We start from the raw sequence: 17,676 nt of genomic DNA on the forward strand, positions 1-17,676 counted from the left end.
TCATAAATATTTGGGGGTAAAATCTTAAATTTGATGCAAATACCCCATAACCATGAGTATACTACCTATTTTATCGCGACATTTTCTACTGTTGGTCTCCATCATTTCGCTCTGTCATGCCCAGGATCTAAAGTTTGAGTCACTTAGCCAAGAGAATGTACTAGATAAGCAGGCCGTGTTAACCATTGCCCAAGATAAACAGGGTAAGCTTTGGTTTGGTGGTGGTGCCAACTTATTTGTCTACGACTCTCAGAATATCACCAATATTCTTGTACAGGATACCGTCTTTAAAAAGGTTGATTACATCAATAAGATTGCCGTCAATGCAAAGAATCATCTTTTCATCGCTACCGCAACTCAATTATTTATTTTCGACATCGACAAACGTAAAGCTGTATTTAAACAGGGAAAACCCTTTCAGGAAAAAATTGTTGTTACCGACATTCAGTTTCTTTCAGACCAGATATTTCTTTGCACTGATAAAGGGCTCTATCAGGCTGTCCCCACAGCTGGCACCTACAATCTCAAGAAAATCCTTGACCGCCCCGGGGCGCAATCCATCATTCAAACAAATCCCAATACCTATATCATAGCAAGTTACAATGGCATAGAATCTTTTTCATTGCAAAATAGTAAGATTTTCAATATCCAGAATCTGATGTTACCTCCGCTGCCATTAAAAGAACGCATTTTCAGCGCTCTATATCTCCATAAAGATGTGCTCTGGGTTGGAACAAAATTGCACGGAATATTCCAATATAACCTCAGGGACAAAAGATGGAATAATTTAAACGAAACCAATAGTAATCTACTGAGCAATAATATCCGGAAAATTGTCCCGGCTAAAAACGGTGAACTCCTGATTGGCACATTAAAGGGGCTCTCGATCTTTAATGGATCGACACAGTTCTTAAACTATAAACACAATACTTCCGTTAAAAATTCATTGAGCCAAAATTCGATCTATGATATTTTTATTGATCGACAACAAATCACCTGGATAGGCACCTATTTTGGAGGAATAAACGCTATTTACCCCGATCTCATCCCCATACAACACTATTCAACCCGTTCGCCTTCTAATCTTCGCCTAAATAGTGATATCACCGGTAGTTTCGCCGAATCAGACAATGCCTATTGGATAGGAACGGAGGAAGAGGGAATCAACAGGATTGATAAGGCAACGGGAGCAACTTCCCCTTTATCTAAACTAACCCAGTCAAATCTGATTAAGGACTTATATGTTCGAGACAACAAAGTCTACGCAGCACAATATGGTGGTGGCTATTCCATTATCGATGCACAAACTGGAAATGCTCAACATTTTTATCTCGAAAAAGATCTCTTAAATCTCAAAAATAACATCTACAGCATTTACGTCGACCCTGCACATCACATTTACCTCGGAACCAATAAGGGGCTCTATACGGTGGAGCAAGGAAAACAGCCCCAATATAGTGCCGCTATGAAAACAGCTACAATCGATGATATACAAGCCGATAATAGACAGTACATTTATTTCCTGAGAGGAGGCGAGCTTTTTCGCAAAAAAAACAATGAATCGAACATACGCCCAATAAAACAGCTCGACACATTAGTCCTCGGTGGATTTTATGTGCATCCGAATGGCGACATCTGGCTGACATCGAAAGAAAATTTATATCATTTTGATCAGCATGATCACTTAACCAAGGTCTCTCGCTTTCCAAACAATTCGCTAGGCTGGCCCATCTTTGTGAACAATCAGGTATGGTTTACCAGTAAAAATGGGCTCATATGCTATAATCCCAAAACAAAACATAGCTACCTCCTGAATCAATATGACGGTTTACCGGTCAAAAATTTACTTGGTGCAAAAGTTTTTGCGAGCAAAACAGAAACCCTGTTTGTCACCACACTCAACGGAGTCTTTTCTGTAGATACCCGGAAAATAACCTTCAATCAGCACATCCCTAATGTACTTTTCCGAAATATCTTTCTCGAAGACGCTCCATTAAACTACGGACGTATACAGAAAACGACAGACCCCAACAGCTACCAGCTCAAACTCCGGCACGATGAAAACTTTGTCACGATCAATTTCTCCAGTTCCAATTTCATCAAACCGCAAAAGAACAGATACCGCTATAAGCTCGAAGGTTTTGACAAGGACTGGGTTGAAACAAGCACCCCATCAATACGATATACCAATATTCCCACAGGTATGCATACCTTGACTATATTTGCCAGTAACAACGATGGCATCTGGAGCAGTATACCCCTACGGATCAATATCGATATTAAACCTCCCTTTTGGAGAACCTGGTGGGCCTACCTGTTGTATGCCGGCTTGTTTACCTTGGGTGTACATCTGGTCATTAAATTTGTTGTCGAACGTGAGATGCTGATCAATTCAGAGCGAGAACAGGAAAGGAAAATCAGATTTTTCACACAGATATCACACGAAATCCGTACGCCGCTGACCTTGATAACGTCCCCATTGGATGAAATTATTTCCGAAACAGCCAATCTGACTTCTACCCAGAACAAAGTAAAACGGATAAAAAAGAATGCCAGCAAACTCCTAGGTGTCATAAACGAATTGCTCGACTTTAAAAAGTTCGACGACAAGCACTTTGTCCTGAAAAAAACGGACATCTCTTTCAGGGAATATATAGAAGACACCTTCTACCTATTAAATGACCTTGCCAAAGCAAAACATCTCAATTACTATATCCGGCAGCTGGATGCCGTAGGGCTACAATCCATAGATACCGTACAATTTGATAAGGTCATGTTTAACCTCTTGTCAAATGCGATCAAGTATACACGGGAACATGGCACCGTTTATCTAGATCTTATCGAAAATGATTATACAATAGCTATTCACATCGTCGATAATGGTATCGGTATCGCTACGGACAATCAATTTAAAATATTTGAAGAATACTATCGTGAAGAACAAGCTAATGACGTAATCGGAACAGGTATTGGTTTGGCACTTACCAAACAAATTGTGCAGCAGCACGAAGGAGATATTCGCTGCTCTACGATGAAGGATGAAAAAGGAGAATGGACTGTATTTACTGTCAGTCTCCCGAAGCAAGCAAACCAAAAAACTGACGTTGTACCGGTAGAAATATTAACAAAAGAAACAGAGGAAGCAAATATAACGAACTTAAACACGCTGGATATTTCCTTAAAGCAAACCATCTTGATTGTAGAGGACAATAGCGAATTATTAGCAGCCGTTGTCAGTCTATTTGAAGAGAGCTTCAGTATTATTACTGCTGTCAATGGTGAGGAGGCACTTTCTAAAGCATTGGAATATATCCCTGATCTGATTATTTCGGATCTGATGATGCCTTACATGGATGGTGCTCAACTATGCCAAGCCATTAAAACAAATATGATGACCAGTCATATACCATTCATCTTGCTGACTGCCGTAACCGATAGCAATTCCCAAACTTTAGCCTTGGAACATGGTGCAAACATCTACCTGACAAAACCTTTCGACAATAAACAGCTTTTCCTTTCTGCTCATAATCTCATAGCAATCAGTCAGAAAAGAAGCAAAGAATTTCAGGTTAAAACAGCTTCATTTGATAATGAGCTTGATGCACAATTCATCTCATCCCTAAATCAATTAATCGAAGATAATCTTCAATCGGACGGCTTTGACGTCAATTTTATTTCTCGAACAATGGGTATGAGCGCGCCTATCCTCTATCGTAAACTGAAGGCCATCTCTAATTTATCGCTCAATAACTATGTCAAAACTTACCGGCTGAACAAAGCGAAAGAACTACTGACATCTGCCATGAACATCAGTGAAGTCGCCTATGCTGTAGGATTTTCCGACAGAAAATACTTTAGTAAGGAATTCAAAAAACAGTTTGGACACAATCCATCGGAACAGACCGCGACGCCTAACCAGAATAGTTAAACCCTGTTATATCGAATTGTGGTCTCTACAATACCCAATAAACTCTGTAAGACCCAATAAAAAAACAGAGGTGGCATAGCCACTTCTGTTTTTTAGCTTTAACTACGTTTTTAATCAAGTTCGAGTCTTACTTAAAACAAATCATTTTTTTAACGATCTGATCCCACTAAAATAAGCTTTTAACTGCTGACAGCCTTATTTAGCAATCTCTTTGATCATAGGTTCTCCGGACAATAGGCGTTGATAACGAACCAAGGCTTCCACATAGTAATAATCTGCATAAGTCAACGGTACATCGATTTCGGAATTCAATGGCAACGCTCCAACACTATGTTGTAAAATATAGCCTCCATTTTGCCCATAAGGAGCAAGGTAAGGTGCCTTCGACAGATTTTTAAGAAGTGTTTCTGCTTTATCAAAGTACTTCACAGACTCACTTCCCTTTGTATATTGAGAGAGCTCCAATAATGCCGAGGCATATAATGCCGCTGCAGATACATCCCGCAGATCCTTATTCGGATACATTTTATCTGACTTCGCAATTTTATCTTTATCAAAATCCCAGTAAGGAACCAGATCAGCTGGCAGATTTGGATTACTTAAGATATACTTTGCGATTTGCTGTGCCTGCTTCAAAAATTCTTTTTTCTTGGTTTCACGATACATCATGGTATAACCATATAATGCCCATCCCTGCCCTCTTGACCATGCTGATTCATCAAATGCACCCTGATGTGTCTTTTTTCCAATGGCCTTACCTGTATTCTTATCATAATCGATCACGTGGTAGGAACTATAATCTTTTCTGAAGTGGTTTTTTAGGGTTGTTTCAGCATGAGATACCGCTATATCATAGAATTTTTTATCACCAGTCATTTTAGACACCTGTGTCAAAAACTCCAAGTTCATCATATTATCGATTATAACGGGATACTGCCAGGATCCGTGATCCCAGGAACGGATCGTTTTGGTCACGGGACTATAGCGAGAGGCTAGGGAATTGGCACCTGTACTGAGTACTGGCTCATACTTTTGCGTATCGCCTGTGAGACGAAGTGCGTTGCCAAAACTACAGAATAACATAAACCCCAAATCATGCGTACCCTTGTTGTTCTTTTCTTTCTCCAGATATGTCAATTTCTCGGTTGCTTTCTTTAATAATCCTTCATCTTTGGTGCCTTCATATAAATACAACAATGTCCCCGGATAGAATCCCGAACACCACCAGCTCGACGAAGAAAATACTTCTTTGCCATTTTCGAAAGTTTTTGGAAAATTTTCGGTCGGAGTTTCATCCGCCAGTACTTTTATTTGCTTCGCGGCTGCATCTAGCTGCTGCTGAATAAACGCTTTGGATAGACTCGGTTTTGCTGTTTGGGCCTGAACGACAGTCGAAGTACCCAAAACGGCTAATAATAACACAGAAAGTTGTTTTAATTTCATTGTTTTTTATTCTTTTATTTTTATTTGTTCAGCGCATTAGCGCTTCAATCTTATACCTAAATATTCAGCTCTTTTTCTTCATTTTAATTGTCCGTCCCACTTTCTTTCATCTCGCGTTATCGATGCGCATTGATCAAAGCAACTGCGCCTTTATCGAGATTCAGATCAATCATTCCGTCCTGCGTTATATCAAATGTACCTTTTCCCTGTATCTTTATCTCTGGTGCTCTGATACCAGCTTTTAAACGTATGCGACCGCCATATTGACTTTTGATCTGGATGCCAATCGTTTTTCCATTTTTCCGCTGTGCCGATACAAGATTCCCTCCATCTGCCAAAAAATTGGCAAAGGACACATCCTCCCATTTATGCGGAATAGCTGGAAACACGCGTAATACGCCATTCCAATATTGCATACACAATTCCTGAATACTTGCCATCGCTGCGAGCGGGGTTTCTATCACTGGACCGCTTTCAGCATATAGTGTATTGGCTTTAATATATTTCTGTAATAAAACATCCAGCGAAGCCAAAGCCGAATCTCCTCTCCCCATCATGGCATACATAGAGGCAGCTCCCGTAAAAGAATACCCCTGCAACCATTGCTTTTTGCTTTGCCAATGCGCAATAGAACGTTCTATAAGCGCTTGATTTCCTTCTTGATCCCAGTTTATATCGTAAAAAGGATAAATCATCATTAAATGTGAATAATGACGATGAGATTCTCCATAAGGCAGGTCTTTAGCGATCATAAAACCATCCGTATCCTGCGGATAATCGGTCAAGTTGGCCAATACGCCTTTCCAGACAGCATGAAGTTTATCCTTAGCTCCTCTTTCCTGATCCAGCTCAATAAGTGTCTTGAGCCCCCATCTGAAAATGGAAAGGTCATAATTTGTATCATAAGTATAGCCCTTGGGATATTCAGGTGAATAGGTTTTCACGCCAATATGGTATTTCCCTGCTTGATCCTTTTCCAATAGATGCAAATGATAATTTATCGCTTCCTTTAGCAGCGGGAACAAACGATCATATACATCTTGCGACATCGTAGCTCGATAATACTGATAATAACTATGCAAGAGCCAGACTAGATTTCCCAATTCTTTTTCACCATCGGAGGCCCCTTCAGGTGATACATCTTTTGCTAGAAGAACAGGACTCCACAGCGTTGGCCCTGAGGAGCGGCCAACGGCCAAACTATTGTAACGATAAGGCTCCGGAACATTTTGTCTCAGCTGATCTTTATTCCGGTCAATCATCTGGATTAGAGAATTTGCAATACCGAGCTGATTCGCTTTGAAAACCGGAGAATAAGCAAGCTGCATATTAAGGTTAAGCCAATACGCTGGCCAGGGAGTTGGGCTGGTCCAAGGTCCCTGTAAATCCATGGCGGGTTTATCTGACCTCGTTGCACTGGCAAGCTTATACAACTGCATATCATAAAACTGCTGGTAAACCGTATCTGGCAATTCCAGGGTCGATGCCTTAAAATAGTTGGTCCACCACTTGCGATGGGATGCCAATCCTTTCGTTAACTTTTGCTTACTAAAGTTCTGAACATAATTGATGGCCGTTTTGACATAAGCGGTCCCCTGCTGGCTATAATCTACAGTAATTAAATAGGTATCCACTTCTTTGCCGGGTTTGCCATAATAAGCCGTCACATATCCTCCCCCGGCTAAAAGAGGTTGGTCAAAATATTTTATTTCGCCCTGTTCACCAAAATGCCCTTTTGGGTTTGCTGGATAATTTTTCGGCTTTTGTGTATAACTAAATCCCATCCTTGGGCTGATGGCCTCGTCGGGTTTCCATGTCAGATGGTAATTACCGTTAAAATCTTTTTTAAAGACCTCCAGCAGAATAACGTTGTCATTCGATAAGGTAGTCGTCCGGATTCTCATTATCCCTTTGCCAGTGCTGACTTTCGCCTCGGCAAAAGCCTCTTTGAGATAGATGTCTCCTTTTGCCTGCACAATCGGGCTTTCAAATTCCATTTCAAAATGACCTAACGACATACGCGCTTGATCAAACAATTTATCTTCCGAATTCGCTCGATGATCATAAACATCAGTTCTTCCAATATCAACGCGCATTGAATTCTTACCAGCTAAATAAGTCATAGTCCCCAGTAGACCATTCCCGGTAAATACACCTTCATAAATGGAATGACCCAGTGCGGGAATTCTGAATTGTGCTGATCCCCAAAATGGCTGGAATGTCGCGCAAATGAAAAAAAACAGTATTCTTAGATTCATCATTAGGATTTAATGCTATCAGAGCGACCATAAAGATGCTGGATTATTCGGCTGAAATCAAGCACCTTTTACGAAAACGATTGAGAAGAATCAATCCACAGTCCATCCCTTATCTATCCAATAGCCTAGACATCAAACCAAAATGTAACAATTTAGCTGATAAAATAGAGATCCTTAGGCTACAAACTAGTCACTATATATGAAAGAAATGAATTCCATAGGCTTCTTTTGTTATTTTTTAACAAAACACAAATAAACAATACGTAAAATTTTAGTTATCAGTTTACATTTATCAGTTTTTTATCTATTTTTAAGATTAAATATCCAATGCCGTTATTTTTAACAGCCTAATAGTGGATCAATTATAAAACAACTAATCCAACCAACATGAAAGAACAGAATTCATCAAGGCGTGATTTCATAAAAAAATCCGTGGTCGGTGCTGCGGCATTTTCTATTGTACCACGCTTTGTACTCGGAGGACAGGGCTATCTTGCTCCGAGCGACCATCTAACCAAAGGTGTAATTGGTGTCGGCAATATGGGCCGTGGACACTTTGGCTACGCCGGAACTAAAACAGTAGCCATTTGTGATGTGGACAAAACCCATCTAGCGGCAGCTCAAGCGGACTTAGGCGGTGGTGTGAAGGAATACCATGACTTTAGGGAGTTGATTAAATCTCCAGAAGTAGATATTGTGCATATTGCTACTCCGCCACATTGGCATGGACTGATGTCCATTGAAGCGGCAAAAGCAGGAAAAGATATCTGGTGTGAAAAACCAATGACGCGTACTATCGGTGAAGGTAAAAAAGTGAAAGAAGCCATTGCACAACATGGCAATATCTTCCGATTAAATACCTGGTTTCGTTTCAAGGATGACTTTTATGGAATGAATGTTCCAGTAAGCAAAATCAAAAAATTAGTTGATACTGGCATGTTAGGTTGGCCTTTGAAAGTTACGATAAGCAAACATACCGGCTTTGACTGGAAGTTCTATTGGGTAGGAAAAGAAAATTTACCAGAGGAGAAAGTACCGGCTGAACTTGACTACGATTTTTGGTTAGGTCCGGCACCATACAAGCCTTACAATAAACACCGCGTGCATACCACTTTTAGAGGATATTGGGATTATGATGGTGGCGGTCTAGGAGATATGGGGCAACATTATATGGATCCTGTTCAATACTTCTTAGGTAAAGACAACGAAAGCCCGATTACCGTCGACGTTGATGCTCCGCAGCAACATCCGGATGCCGTGGGCACATGGAGACGAATTACATTTACCTATGCCGATGGTTGTCAGATCATTTTAGACGGTGAAGCGAAAGATGAAAAGGCAGCCTATATTGAAGGTCCAAAAGGTAAATTATATAGAGGGTTTCAATCGGATATACCAGATTTGGAAAGAAAACTTGCACAGTACCCTGAACCTGCACCACAGATTACTGACTTCTTGGAATCCGTTCGCACAAGAGAAAAGTTTGCACTGAATGAAATCAATGGACACCGTTCTTGTACCTTGGTCAACATGGGATTAGCAGCATTGCGACTGAACAGATCACTAAAATATGACTCCCAAAATGAGCTATTTATTAATGACGACGCCGCAAATAGATTAATTCACCAACCAATGAGAGGCCCTTGGTCTATTTAAAAAGATATCCTAATGAAAAGAATATTCAATTCGCTGACCGTATTGCTTCTTATATCTAGTGCAACCTACGCTCAGCAACCACAAAATAGAACGACTGCAACTAAAATAGCAGACGTATTGGCACAACAGCCTGCCGAAGAAAACGAAAAGTTTTTACTTGCCATGCATGAGCTGGAAGGTTTTTCTTCTGATGACTTCGTTACGTTCCTCAAAGGACTTAAAGCACCAGGTAGCAACAATGCTTCGATAGAATTCGCAGCAAACAGCTATTCGTTTTACGTAAACCAACCAGGCAAAGATCAGCAGAAAAGAGTGTTTGTTGAAGGATTGGCAAAATCCATATCGCAATTAAATGAACCAACAAATCAGGTCTTTGCCCTACGCTTGTTACGTCAATGCGCCGATAATGCAGCTATACCAGCTGTCGCTAATTGTTTGACAAACGATTATCTTGCCGATGCAGCAGCGAGAACCCTAGTATCTATTAGTACCTCTGAATCGACAGCAGCCTTAGAAAAAGCTTTAGCAGCATCCACAACAGAGAAAACTGCCATTGCCCTGGTTACAGCACTCGGAGATCTAAAAGATAAAAATGGTGAAAGTGCCATTTTAGGATTAACGCAAAAATATAATTCGGATGGCTTCCAAAGGACAGCATTAATTGCGCTGAGCAAAATCGGGGGCAAAGCTTCAGAATCGCTATTCCAGGAAAAACTAAATGCTGCCGGCTATAGCTACGACAAATTGGATGCAGTAGGACTTGGTATTGACTATGCTCAAGCATTGATCGACAATAAACACGACCAAGATGCGGTTAAGTTCCTGAACAAGTTTTTCCAGGAATCTCAAAAAGTAAAATCGATCAACGGCCAAATTGCATCGCTTAAATTATTGACAACCATCGACCCAGCGAAACAACAAAAGAACTTGTTAGCAGCTGTTAAGAGCGATAATGGTGCTTACCGTAACATTGCATTACAATTACTCGGAAAATACGGAAAAGGCGCCGACGCAAAAAGCTTGCTTGCTTTAGCAAGCAAGGGTACTCCTGAAGTGCAAGAAAGTGTATTGAACTACTTAGCCCACAATGGTTCGGCAAGCAGCTTAAAACTAATCCAGGCATTAGTAAATAAAACACAGTCTCCCGTAACTAAATTAGCTGGATTAAGTGCACTAAATACACTATCTCAGGGTAAAGAAACTAATACCTTAATCCAAGCTTTCAACGCTGATCAACAATTCAACAATTCGGTAAAAGCATTGATCCTTTCATCGAAAGATGCAAATGTCGTTACTGATGTCAACAATGCACTTGCCACTGTAGACGACGACAAAAAGATTCAATTGCTGGATATTTTAAGTAAACGTTCCAACAATGCATCATCCAAAGCTGTATTAGCCATAAAGAGTGCAAACCCTGCTGTCGAAGAAGCGATCAACAAAGCACTCCCAAATGTAGCTCAGGAATCGGACTTAGAAGAACTATTCAGTAGGTTAAACAATACGACAGATAATAAATCTGCCGTACTATTGCAACGTGCCATTGTCAATGTGGTTCAGTCAAGCACAAATTCAAAAGGATTAACAGAAAAACTAGCAGCAAATATATCGAAGTCTGCAGCGCCTAATACAGCTAAATATTTTCCTATTTTTGCTGGGCTTGGTGACGCCCAGTCATTGAAAGCTGTAACTGCATACCTTAACAACAATAATACAAGTCTACGGTCCGCAGCAATTGAGTCTTTGGCTGGCTGGTCTACCTCCAACGCACTGCCAGAATTAGTATCTCTTTCCCGAACAGAAAAAGACGATAATCTTTTCAATACGGTATACAGAGGATTAATTAAATCAATTTCCTCTTCTTCGAATACGCCTGAACAGAAAACTTTGTTATTAAGAGATGCATTCAGCGTTGCCAAAACAGTAGATCAGAAAAAAGCAGCATTATCGGCGTTACAACCTACAGGAACATACCAGTCTTTAGTTTTTGCAGCTGATTTGATGAACGACGCTCAACTTGGCGGAACTGCGGCCAATGTAGCGATGAACATTGCAATGGACAACAAGTTCTATGGCAAAAAGGTTAGAGAGGTTCTTGAACAGGTAATCGGTAAATTGTCGGGTAGTGAAAGTGGATACCTTAAAGAAGCTGTTGTTCGCTATCTCGCTGAAATGCCAATAAAAGAGGGTTACGTTTCGATGTTCAATGGCAAGGACCTAAGTGGCTGGAAAGGATTGGTCGCCGATCCGATCAAACGCAGTAAGATGAACGAGAAAACTTTAGCAGCAGAACAAGCTAAAGCCGACGACATCATGCGTAAGGGCTGGTCAGCGTCAAATGGCGAAATTGTTTTTAGCGGTAAAGGAGATAACCTGGCGACAATAAAACAATACGGAGATTTCGAGATGTTAGTTGACTGGAAATTGGAGAACTATGGTGGCATAGAAGGTGATGCTGGTATCTATTTGAGAGGTACACCACAAGTTCAGATCTGGGATATTGCCAACACCAGAGTCGGAGCACAAGTCGGTTCAGGAGGATTGTACAACAATCAAAAAAATGAAAGCAAACCGTTAAAAGTGGCTGACAATGCCACGGGAGAATGGAATACGTTCAAAATAAAAATGCAGGGCGAGAATGTCTCAGTTTGGTTAAATGGTCAATTGGTTACTGATAATATCCCACTTGAAAATTACTGGGATCGAAATCAATCCATTTTCCCTACAGAGCAGATTGAACTGCAGGCCCATGGCTCAGTGGTTTACTATAGAGATCTCTTTATCAAAGAATTCCCGAGAAGACAAGTCTTTAAACTAAGTGACCAAGAGAAAAAAGAAGGATTCGATGTCCTATTTGATGGAACAAATCTCGACAAGTGGACTGAAAACAAAGCTTATGTAATTAATGATGAAGGTTACATTTGGGTATATCCCAATGCAAAATTCGGCGGCAACTTATATACAAAAGAAGAGTATGCTGATTTTATCTATCGCTTTGACTTCAAATTGACTCCCGGAGCCAACAATGGTGTTGGGATCCGGGCCCCATTAGAGGGAGATGCTGCTTATGAAGCTATGGAAATCCAGGTGTTGGATGACGGTGCAGATGTGTATAAAGACCTAAAACCTTACCAGTACCACGGTTCTATCTATGGTGTGGTAACGGCTAAAAAAGGACATTTAAAACCGTTGGGCGAGTGGAATTCCGAAGAAATATATGTAAAAGGCAATCGCGTTAAAGTAACCTTAAATGGTACTGTTATTGTTGATGCCGATATCGCTGAAGCGAGTAAAAATGGAACATTGGATGGCAAACAACATCCTGGTTTAAAACGTACAAGTGGCCATATAGGTTTCTTAGGCCATGGAACGGAAGTATTCTTCAAAGATATTCGGGTTAAAAAACTCAAATAACTTTTTGAAATGCAAAATAAAGGGGATAAGGAATCTTATCCCCTTTTTTCTAAAAGACCGGCGTGTTTGACAAGTGAGAAAAATAACCGAATGATTCCAAAAACTTTTATTAAATTAAAGATCTGGGATTCTAATTCAAAATATGATGTTTTATGACTAAAGCCGTAAACCTATTGATTAACAAAAAATTGGATAGCAAACCTGAAAAGAAAAATCTATTCAATAAACTTTCTATTATAAAATTAATAGCCGAATTAGGATCTGTATCAGTAAATGACATCGTAAAAAACCTTTCGTTAAGCCTTCCAACGGTCAACAGCCTCATTGCTGAACTATTGGAGGACAATATCGTGCGTCAATTTGACAAGGGAGAATCTATCGGTGGTCGCAAACCGAATCTATATCGGCTATGTGACGGGTTGTTTCAAGTACTATGTATAGAACTTCAGCGCTTCTCCATTACACTGAGTATTATGGACAATAATCAGAATATCGTTGCCGAAACTGTTGAGCTAGACAATGAGTTATCCCGGAATGCGGATAATCTCCATGACATTACACAAATTATTGACCAATATTTGTTGGAAAAAGCGGTTGATACTGAAAATCTAACTGGACTGATCATTAGTATGCCGGGACTAATCAATGCTGAGGAAGGAACAAATGAAACGTTTTTACATGATGCGTCACAATCTATCACAGCTTATTTCGAAGATAAATATAAAAAGCCCGTGTACATACTCAATGACGTGAAGGGTGCAGCGTATGCGGAATTGAAATTTGGCTTAGCCAAAAACACCAGGAATAGCCTCATTATATTAATGGACTGGGGAATAGGTCTTGGAATAGTTTCCAATGGCGAAGTTTATCTTGGGCGCGACGGTTACTCGGGTGAGGTGGGGCACATGCCGTTCATTGATAATGGCGAATTGTGTTATTGTGGCAAAAGGGGTTGCCTCGAAACGGTGGCTTCCGGAATTGCCTTGGTCAACAATGCAAAGCAGGAGATCCAAAAAGGTGAACTTACCAAACTCAATGAGTTGCAGAAAGAAGAGTTAGATCATTTAACACCCACCCACGTGATCGAAGCAGCTAATAAAGGTGACCAATTTGCAATAAATCAAATTTCCAAACTGGGCACCAATCTAGGAAAGGCATTTGCTTCTCTGATCCAGCTGCTCAATCCCGAATTAATCGTACTGGGAGGAAAAATCGCCAAAGCCAATGAATTAATTACAATCCCGATACAACAGGCAATCAATTCATATACGATGGCTATTTTAAAAGAGCATTGCGATATCAAAGTATCTAGCCTGAATCTAGACAGTAACACAATCGGCTTGACAAACTATTTTATCACAAAATACCTGTCTGTCGAATTGCTACAGAAGTCCAAAATCTAAAACTGACCTGTACTCAATAATACCAGAGTACAGGCTCTTTCAGTTTTTATACCATTTTCCATAGCCAGTTGTTCCAATTCATCATTTTCCGCACCCGGGTTAAAAATAATACGCTTTGGTTTCGTCTCCAAAATATAATTATAATAGTCCTTCTGATTCTGTTCGCCAAGATACATTGTCACCGTATCAATATCAGTATGTATATCGCCTTTCTTTTCGATAGGTACACCGGCCACCTCACCTCCGCTCAAACCAATATTAACAATATCATGTCCGTGTTTACGGAGCATATTCGCGGCCTTATTGGAATAGCGCGAAGGATTCGTACTGGCACCTAAGATTAACGTCTTTTTCATCCTTATACTTATTTGTTCATCAATTATTATCTTCAAAGCCATCTATATGTCTTCGTCAATACTGCACATTCGGTAAACGAGCTGACGTAATATGATTTCATTATTAACGAGCCATGAAATTATTCATCAATAATAAAATCGCCATGTGTGCTATAGGCATTCTTACGTAAAACCGGCATACCCAAAATTTTATAGAGTTCGTCCAGTTTCACCAAACTGCCATTCGTTATGTTTGAAAGCAAAACAATAACAATATTCCTTTTCAGATCCCGTACATAGATGTGACGAAAACCGTGCCACCATCCGGTATGATAGACAATATGATCATTACCATGCTCAAATGTACGCCACCCGTAACCATAGCTAAAAATACCCTTTTTTGCATCTGGATAACCCCGGTAAGCCGAATCCAACGTTGATTGTTTTAATAATCGGCCATCGCGTAGCGCCAGATCAAAACGGTAGAGGTCACGCACCGTACTATAAATCCCTTTATCTCCCAACGGTCCATCCTGAAAATTCTGTACCACGGATCTTCTCCATATCTTATCATGACCGATCACATTGGTTGGAATCTTGTCATAGACAGCCTTTGATAAAGCGGCGGTATTGGTCATCCCAGCAACATTGAAAACACTATCCTTCATATACGTCGCATAATCCTGTTTGGACACCTTCTCGATAATAGCCCCTAAAACCATAAAATTGGAATTATTATAGAAAAATCGTCCACCAGGGGCTCCATACCTATTTGGCTTAAACTCCGTTAGCATTTTCATGACATCCTGGTTTGTCATTCCCTTTTTACGGTCAGGCCAGTGTTCTTCCGAAAAATAAACGTAGTTAGGTAAACCTGAACGATGCGTCAATAACATTTTTATCGTAATGCCAGGGTATGGAAAGTCCGGATAAAAATCATTGATCGTCTGGTCCAGCCGTAATTTTCCTGCTTCGACCAACTTCAAGGTCCCAACAGCCGTTAAAGGTTTAGAAACCGATGCCAATTCAAACTTATCATCAATATCCAAACTATCACGTTTTAGGTAGTTGGCCCAGCCGAATGTATTTTGATATAGGATTTTACCGTCCTTCGCCACCAGCACATTTCCATTAAATGCGGATTTTGAATGCAGATTTTTCATAAAAGCATCGATCTTGGGATCTGCATCTTGAGGATTATAAACGAGTCTTGTACTATCTACTTTTGCTTGCGCTATTGCCGCTTCTTTTTGTTTTTTCTCTTTTGAGCTACAGGCAACTGTAGATGCCAACAAAAGAGCTACCATTCCCTTTAAAAAAAATAATTTCACGTACTGTATCTCCCGGATTTTCTATTTAATGTTATGTTTGACCCCTATGTCGAAGGCAAATCTGTGCTTCATCTTCATACGATTTATGCATCGCAGTTATCTCATGCCCATTCTCATTCTTCTATATTCTTTTTGATTTTCAATAAAGAACCGTGTTTAAAGATAATAATGCTAAAATGAAGATTTTAGTATAAAAAAACGAATTTTTAGCACAAAAAAAGCCACTTTATTCCTAAAGTGGCTAATATTCTATTGGTATCTAAAATCTATGCTAACAATCGAACTGGATTTTCAACCAATGCTTTTAATGTCTGTAAGAATGCAGCACCTGTCGCGCCATCGACCACACGGTGGTCACAGCCTAAAGTTACTTTCATTACGTTACCCGGAACTACAGCACCATTTTTCACAACCGGAACTGCCTGGATAGCTCCTACTGAAAGAATAGCTCCATCAGGAGAGTTAATAATAGATGTAAACTCATCTATACCAAACATGCCTAGGTTGGAAACTGTGAATGTAGAACCTTCCCAATCCGCTGGTTGTAATTTCTTAGCTTTCGCTTTTTGAGCAAAATCCTTCACCTCAGCAGAGATGTGAGATAATGATTTACCATCAGCAAAACGAACTACGGGAACTAACAAGCCGTCTTCAACAGCCATAGCAACACCGATGTTTGTATGCTCATTGAAACGGATCTTATCTCCCTGCCAAGAAGAATTCACAGCTGGGTGTTTTTTCAATGCTACTGCAACAGCTTTCACGACGATGTCATTGAAAGAAACTTTTACTGGCGCGATCTCATTAATTTGAGCGCGAGCAGCCATGGCATTGTCCATATCGATAGACACTGTCAAATAGAAGTGTGGTGCAGTGAACAATGATTCAGCCAAACGACGAGCAATTGTCTTACGCATCTGGTTGACAGGTTTCTCTGTATAACGCTCTTCACCAACATAAGTAGGTAAAGTAATTGCTTTTGTTTCTGTAGCCGGAGCTGCTGCTGCTGTTTCAGCTGGTTTCGCGGCAGCCGGAACAAAGGACTCCACGTCTTTTTTCACGATACGACCACCATCTGCTGATCCTTTGATATCGCTCAAATTGATTCCTTTTTCCTTCGCAATCTTACGTGCCAAAGGAGATGCTTTCACGCGGGAATCATCGTTTGATGCAGCTGCAACCGGTGCAGCAGTTGCTGCCGGAGCTGAATCAGCTTTAGGAGCTTCTGCAGTTTCCGCTTTCGCAGGAGCAGATTTTTGATTTAATAACGGTGTTATATCAGTTCCGGCAGGACCAACAATAGCAATTATATCATTAACTTTTGCGGCTTCACCAGCTTCAAGACCGACATACAACAACGTGCCATCAGCATAAGCCGTAACTTCCATTGTCGCTTTATCCGTTTCTACATCAGCGATAGCATCATCCGATTTGATCGTGTCGCCGACTTTAAAATTCCATTGTGCAATAACACCTTCTTTCATGGTATCACTCAACAACGGCATTGTGATCACGGTACATCCCAATTCCTCAGGAGTTACGTTGCTAGCCGAAGATTCTGGACCAGAAACTTCTTCTGCTTTTTTTTCTTCTGTTTTTTCCGGTGCTTTCTCAGCTGCAGGAGCATCTCCGCTCAACAATGATTGAAAATCTTCACCGGGCTCACCCAAAACAGCGATAACAGCATCGATAGCTACTGCTTCACCTTCTTTTGGGCCAATATATAAAAGAGTACCTTCTTGGTAAGACTCAAAGTCCATTGTAGCTTTATCTGTTTCAATTTCAGCTACTAAATCACCAGAATTTACTTTATCACCAACTTTTTTGTGCCATTTTGCGATGACCCCCTCGGTCATTGTGTCGCTCATTTTGGGCATTCTTACTACTTCAGCCATTCTGTATTATATT

At 40.4% G+C, this 17,676-nt stretch carries 9 protein-coding genes; 4 read left to right on the forward strand and 5 right to left on the reverse strand.

The window, feature by feature from the left end; translation table 11 throughout:
• Nucleotides 1-52: 52 nt before the first annotated feature.
• Nucleotides 53-3,928 carry a hybrid sensor histidine kinase/response regulator transcription factor gene (locus HMAT_RS23215; protein WP_104385222.1) on the forward strand — a complete coding sequence of 1,292 codons (3,876 nt, stop codon included), beginning with the start codon at nt 53-55 and terminating at the stop codon, nt 3,926-3,928.
• Between the two features lie 195 nt (nt 3,929-4,123).
• Here the strand turns inward: HMAT_RS23215 and HMAT_RS23220 are convergent, their stop codons facing one another.
• Both HMAT_RS23220 and HMAT_RS23225 read right to left on the reverse strand, forming a co-directional pair.
• Entirely contained in the window at nt 4,124-5,371 is a 1,248-nt protein-coding gene (locus HMAT_RS23220; protein ID WP_104385223.1) for a glycoside hydrolase family 88 protein, read from the reverse strand.
• A 116-nt stretch (nt 5,372-5,487) separates the two neighbouring features.
• The gene (locus HMAT_RS23225; RefSeq protein WP_104385224.1) at nt 5,488-7,632 is read right to left on the reverse strand and encodes a glycoside hydrolase family 95-like protein; all 2,145 of its coding nucleotides are present in this window, start codon (nt 7,630-7,632) and stop codon (nt 5,488-5,490) included.
• 384 nt (nt 7,633-8,016) lie between these two features.
• Here HMAT_RS23225 and HMAT_RS23230 point away from each other — a divergent pair, with 384 nt between their 5' ends.
• The 3 genes from HMAT_RS23230 (at nt 8,017) to HMAT_RS23240 (ending at nt 14,102) form a co-directional block, all read left to right on the forward strand.
• Nucleotides 8,017-9,285 carry a Gfo/Idh/MocA family oxidoreductase gene (locus tag HMAT_RS23230; RefSeq protein ID WP_088160080.1) on the forward strand — a complete coding sequence of 423 codons (1,269 nt, stop codon included), beginning with the start codon at nt 8,017-8,019 and terminating at the stop codon, nt 9,283-9,285.
• Nucleotides 9,286-9,297: 12 nt separating this feature from the next.
• Nucleotides 9,298-12,699: a DUF1080 domain-containing protein gene (locus HMAT_RS23235; protein WP_104385225.1), complete on the forward strand. Its 3,402-nt coding sequence runs from the start codon at nt 9,298-9,300 to the stop codon at nt 12,697-12,699.
• A 152-nt stretch (nt 12,700-12,851) separates the two neighbouring features.
• A complete protein-coding gene (locus HMAT_RS23240; RefSeq protein WP_104385226.1) occupies nt 12,852-14,102 on the forward strand; it encodes an ROK family protein in 1,251 nt (416 codons plus the stop codon).
• On the opposite strand, the gene HMAT_RS23245 is transcribed toward HMAT_RS23240, so the two are convergent.
• The 3 genes from HMAT_RS23245 to HMAT_RS23255 form a co-directional block, all read right to left on the reverse strand.
• Nucleotides 14,099-14,458, reverse strand: coding sequence for a CoA-binding protein (locus HMAT_RS23245; RefSeq protein WP_104385227.1), 360 nt, complete (start codon nt 14,456-14,458; stop codon nt 14,099-14,101). The two genes, HMAT_RS23240 and HMAT_RS23245, sit on opposite strands and share 4 nt — an antisense overlap.
• Nucleotides 14,459-14,577: 119 nt before the next feature.
• Nucleotides 14,578-15,768, reverse strand: coding sequence for a serine hydrolase (locus HMAT_RS23250; RefSeq protein ID WP_104385228.1), 1,191 nt, complete (start codon nt 15,766-15,768; stop codon nt 14,578-14,580).
• A gap of 266 nt (nt 15,769-16,034) precedes the next feature.
• Nucleotides 16,035-17,663 carry a pyruvate dehydrogenase complex dihydrolipoamide acetyltransferase gene (locus tag HMAT_RS23255; RefSeq protein ID WP_104385229.1) on the reverse strand — a complete coding sequence of 543 codons (1,629 nt, stop codon included), beginning with the start codon at nt 17,661-17,663 and terminating at the stop codon, nt 16,035-16,037.
• Nucleotides 17,664-17,676: the final 13 nt, after the last annotated feature.

This window comes from Sphingobacterium sp. HMA12 (assembly GCF_002933815.1).
Taxonomy (GTDB): domain Bacteria; phylum Bacteroidota; class Bacteroidia; order Sphingobacteriales; family Sphingobacteriaceae; genus Sphingobacterium.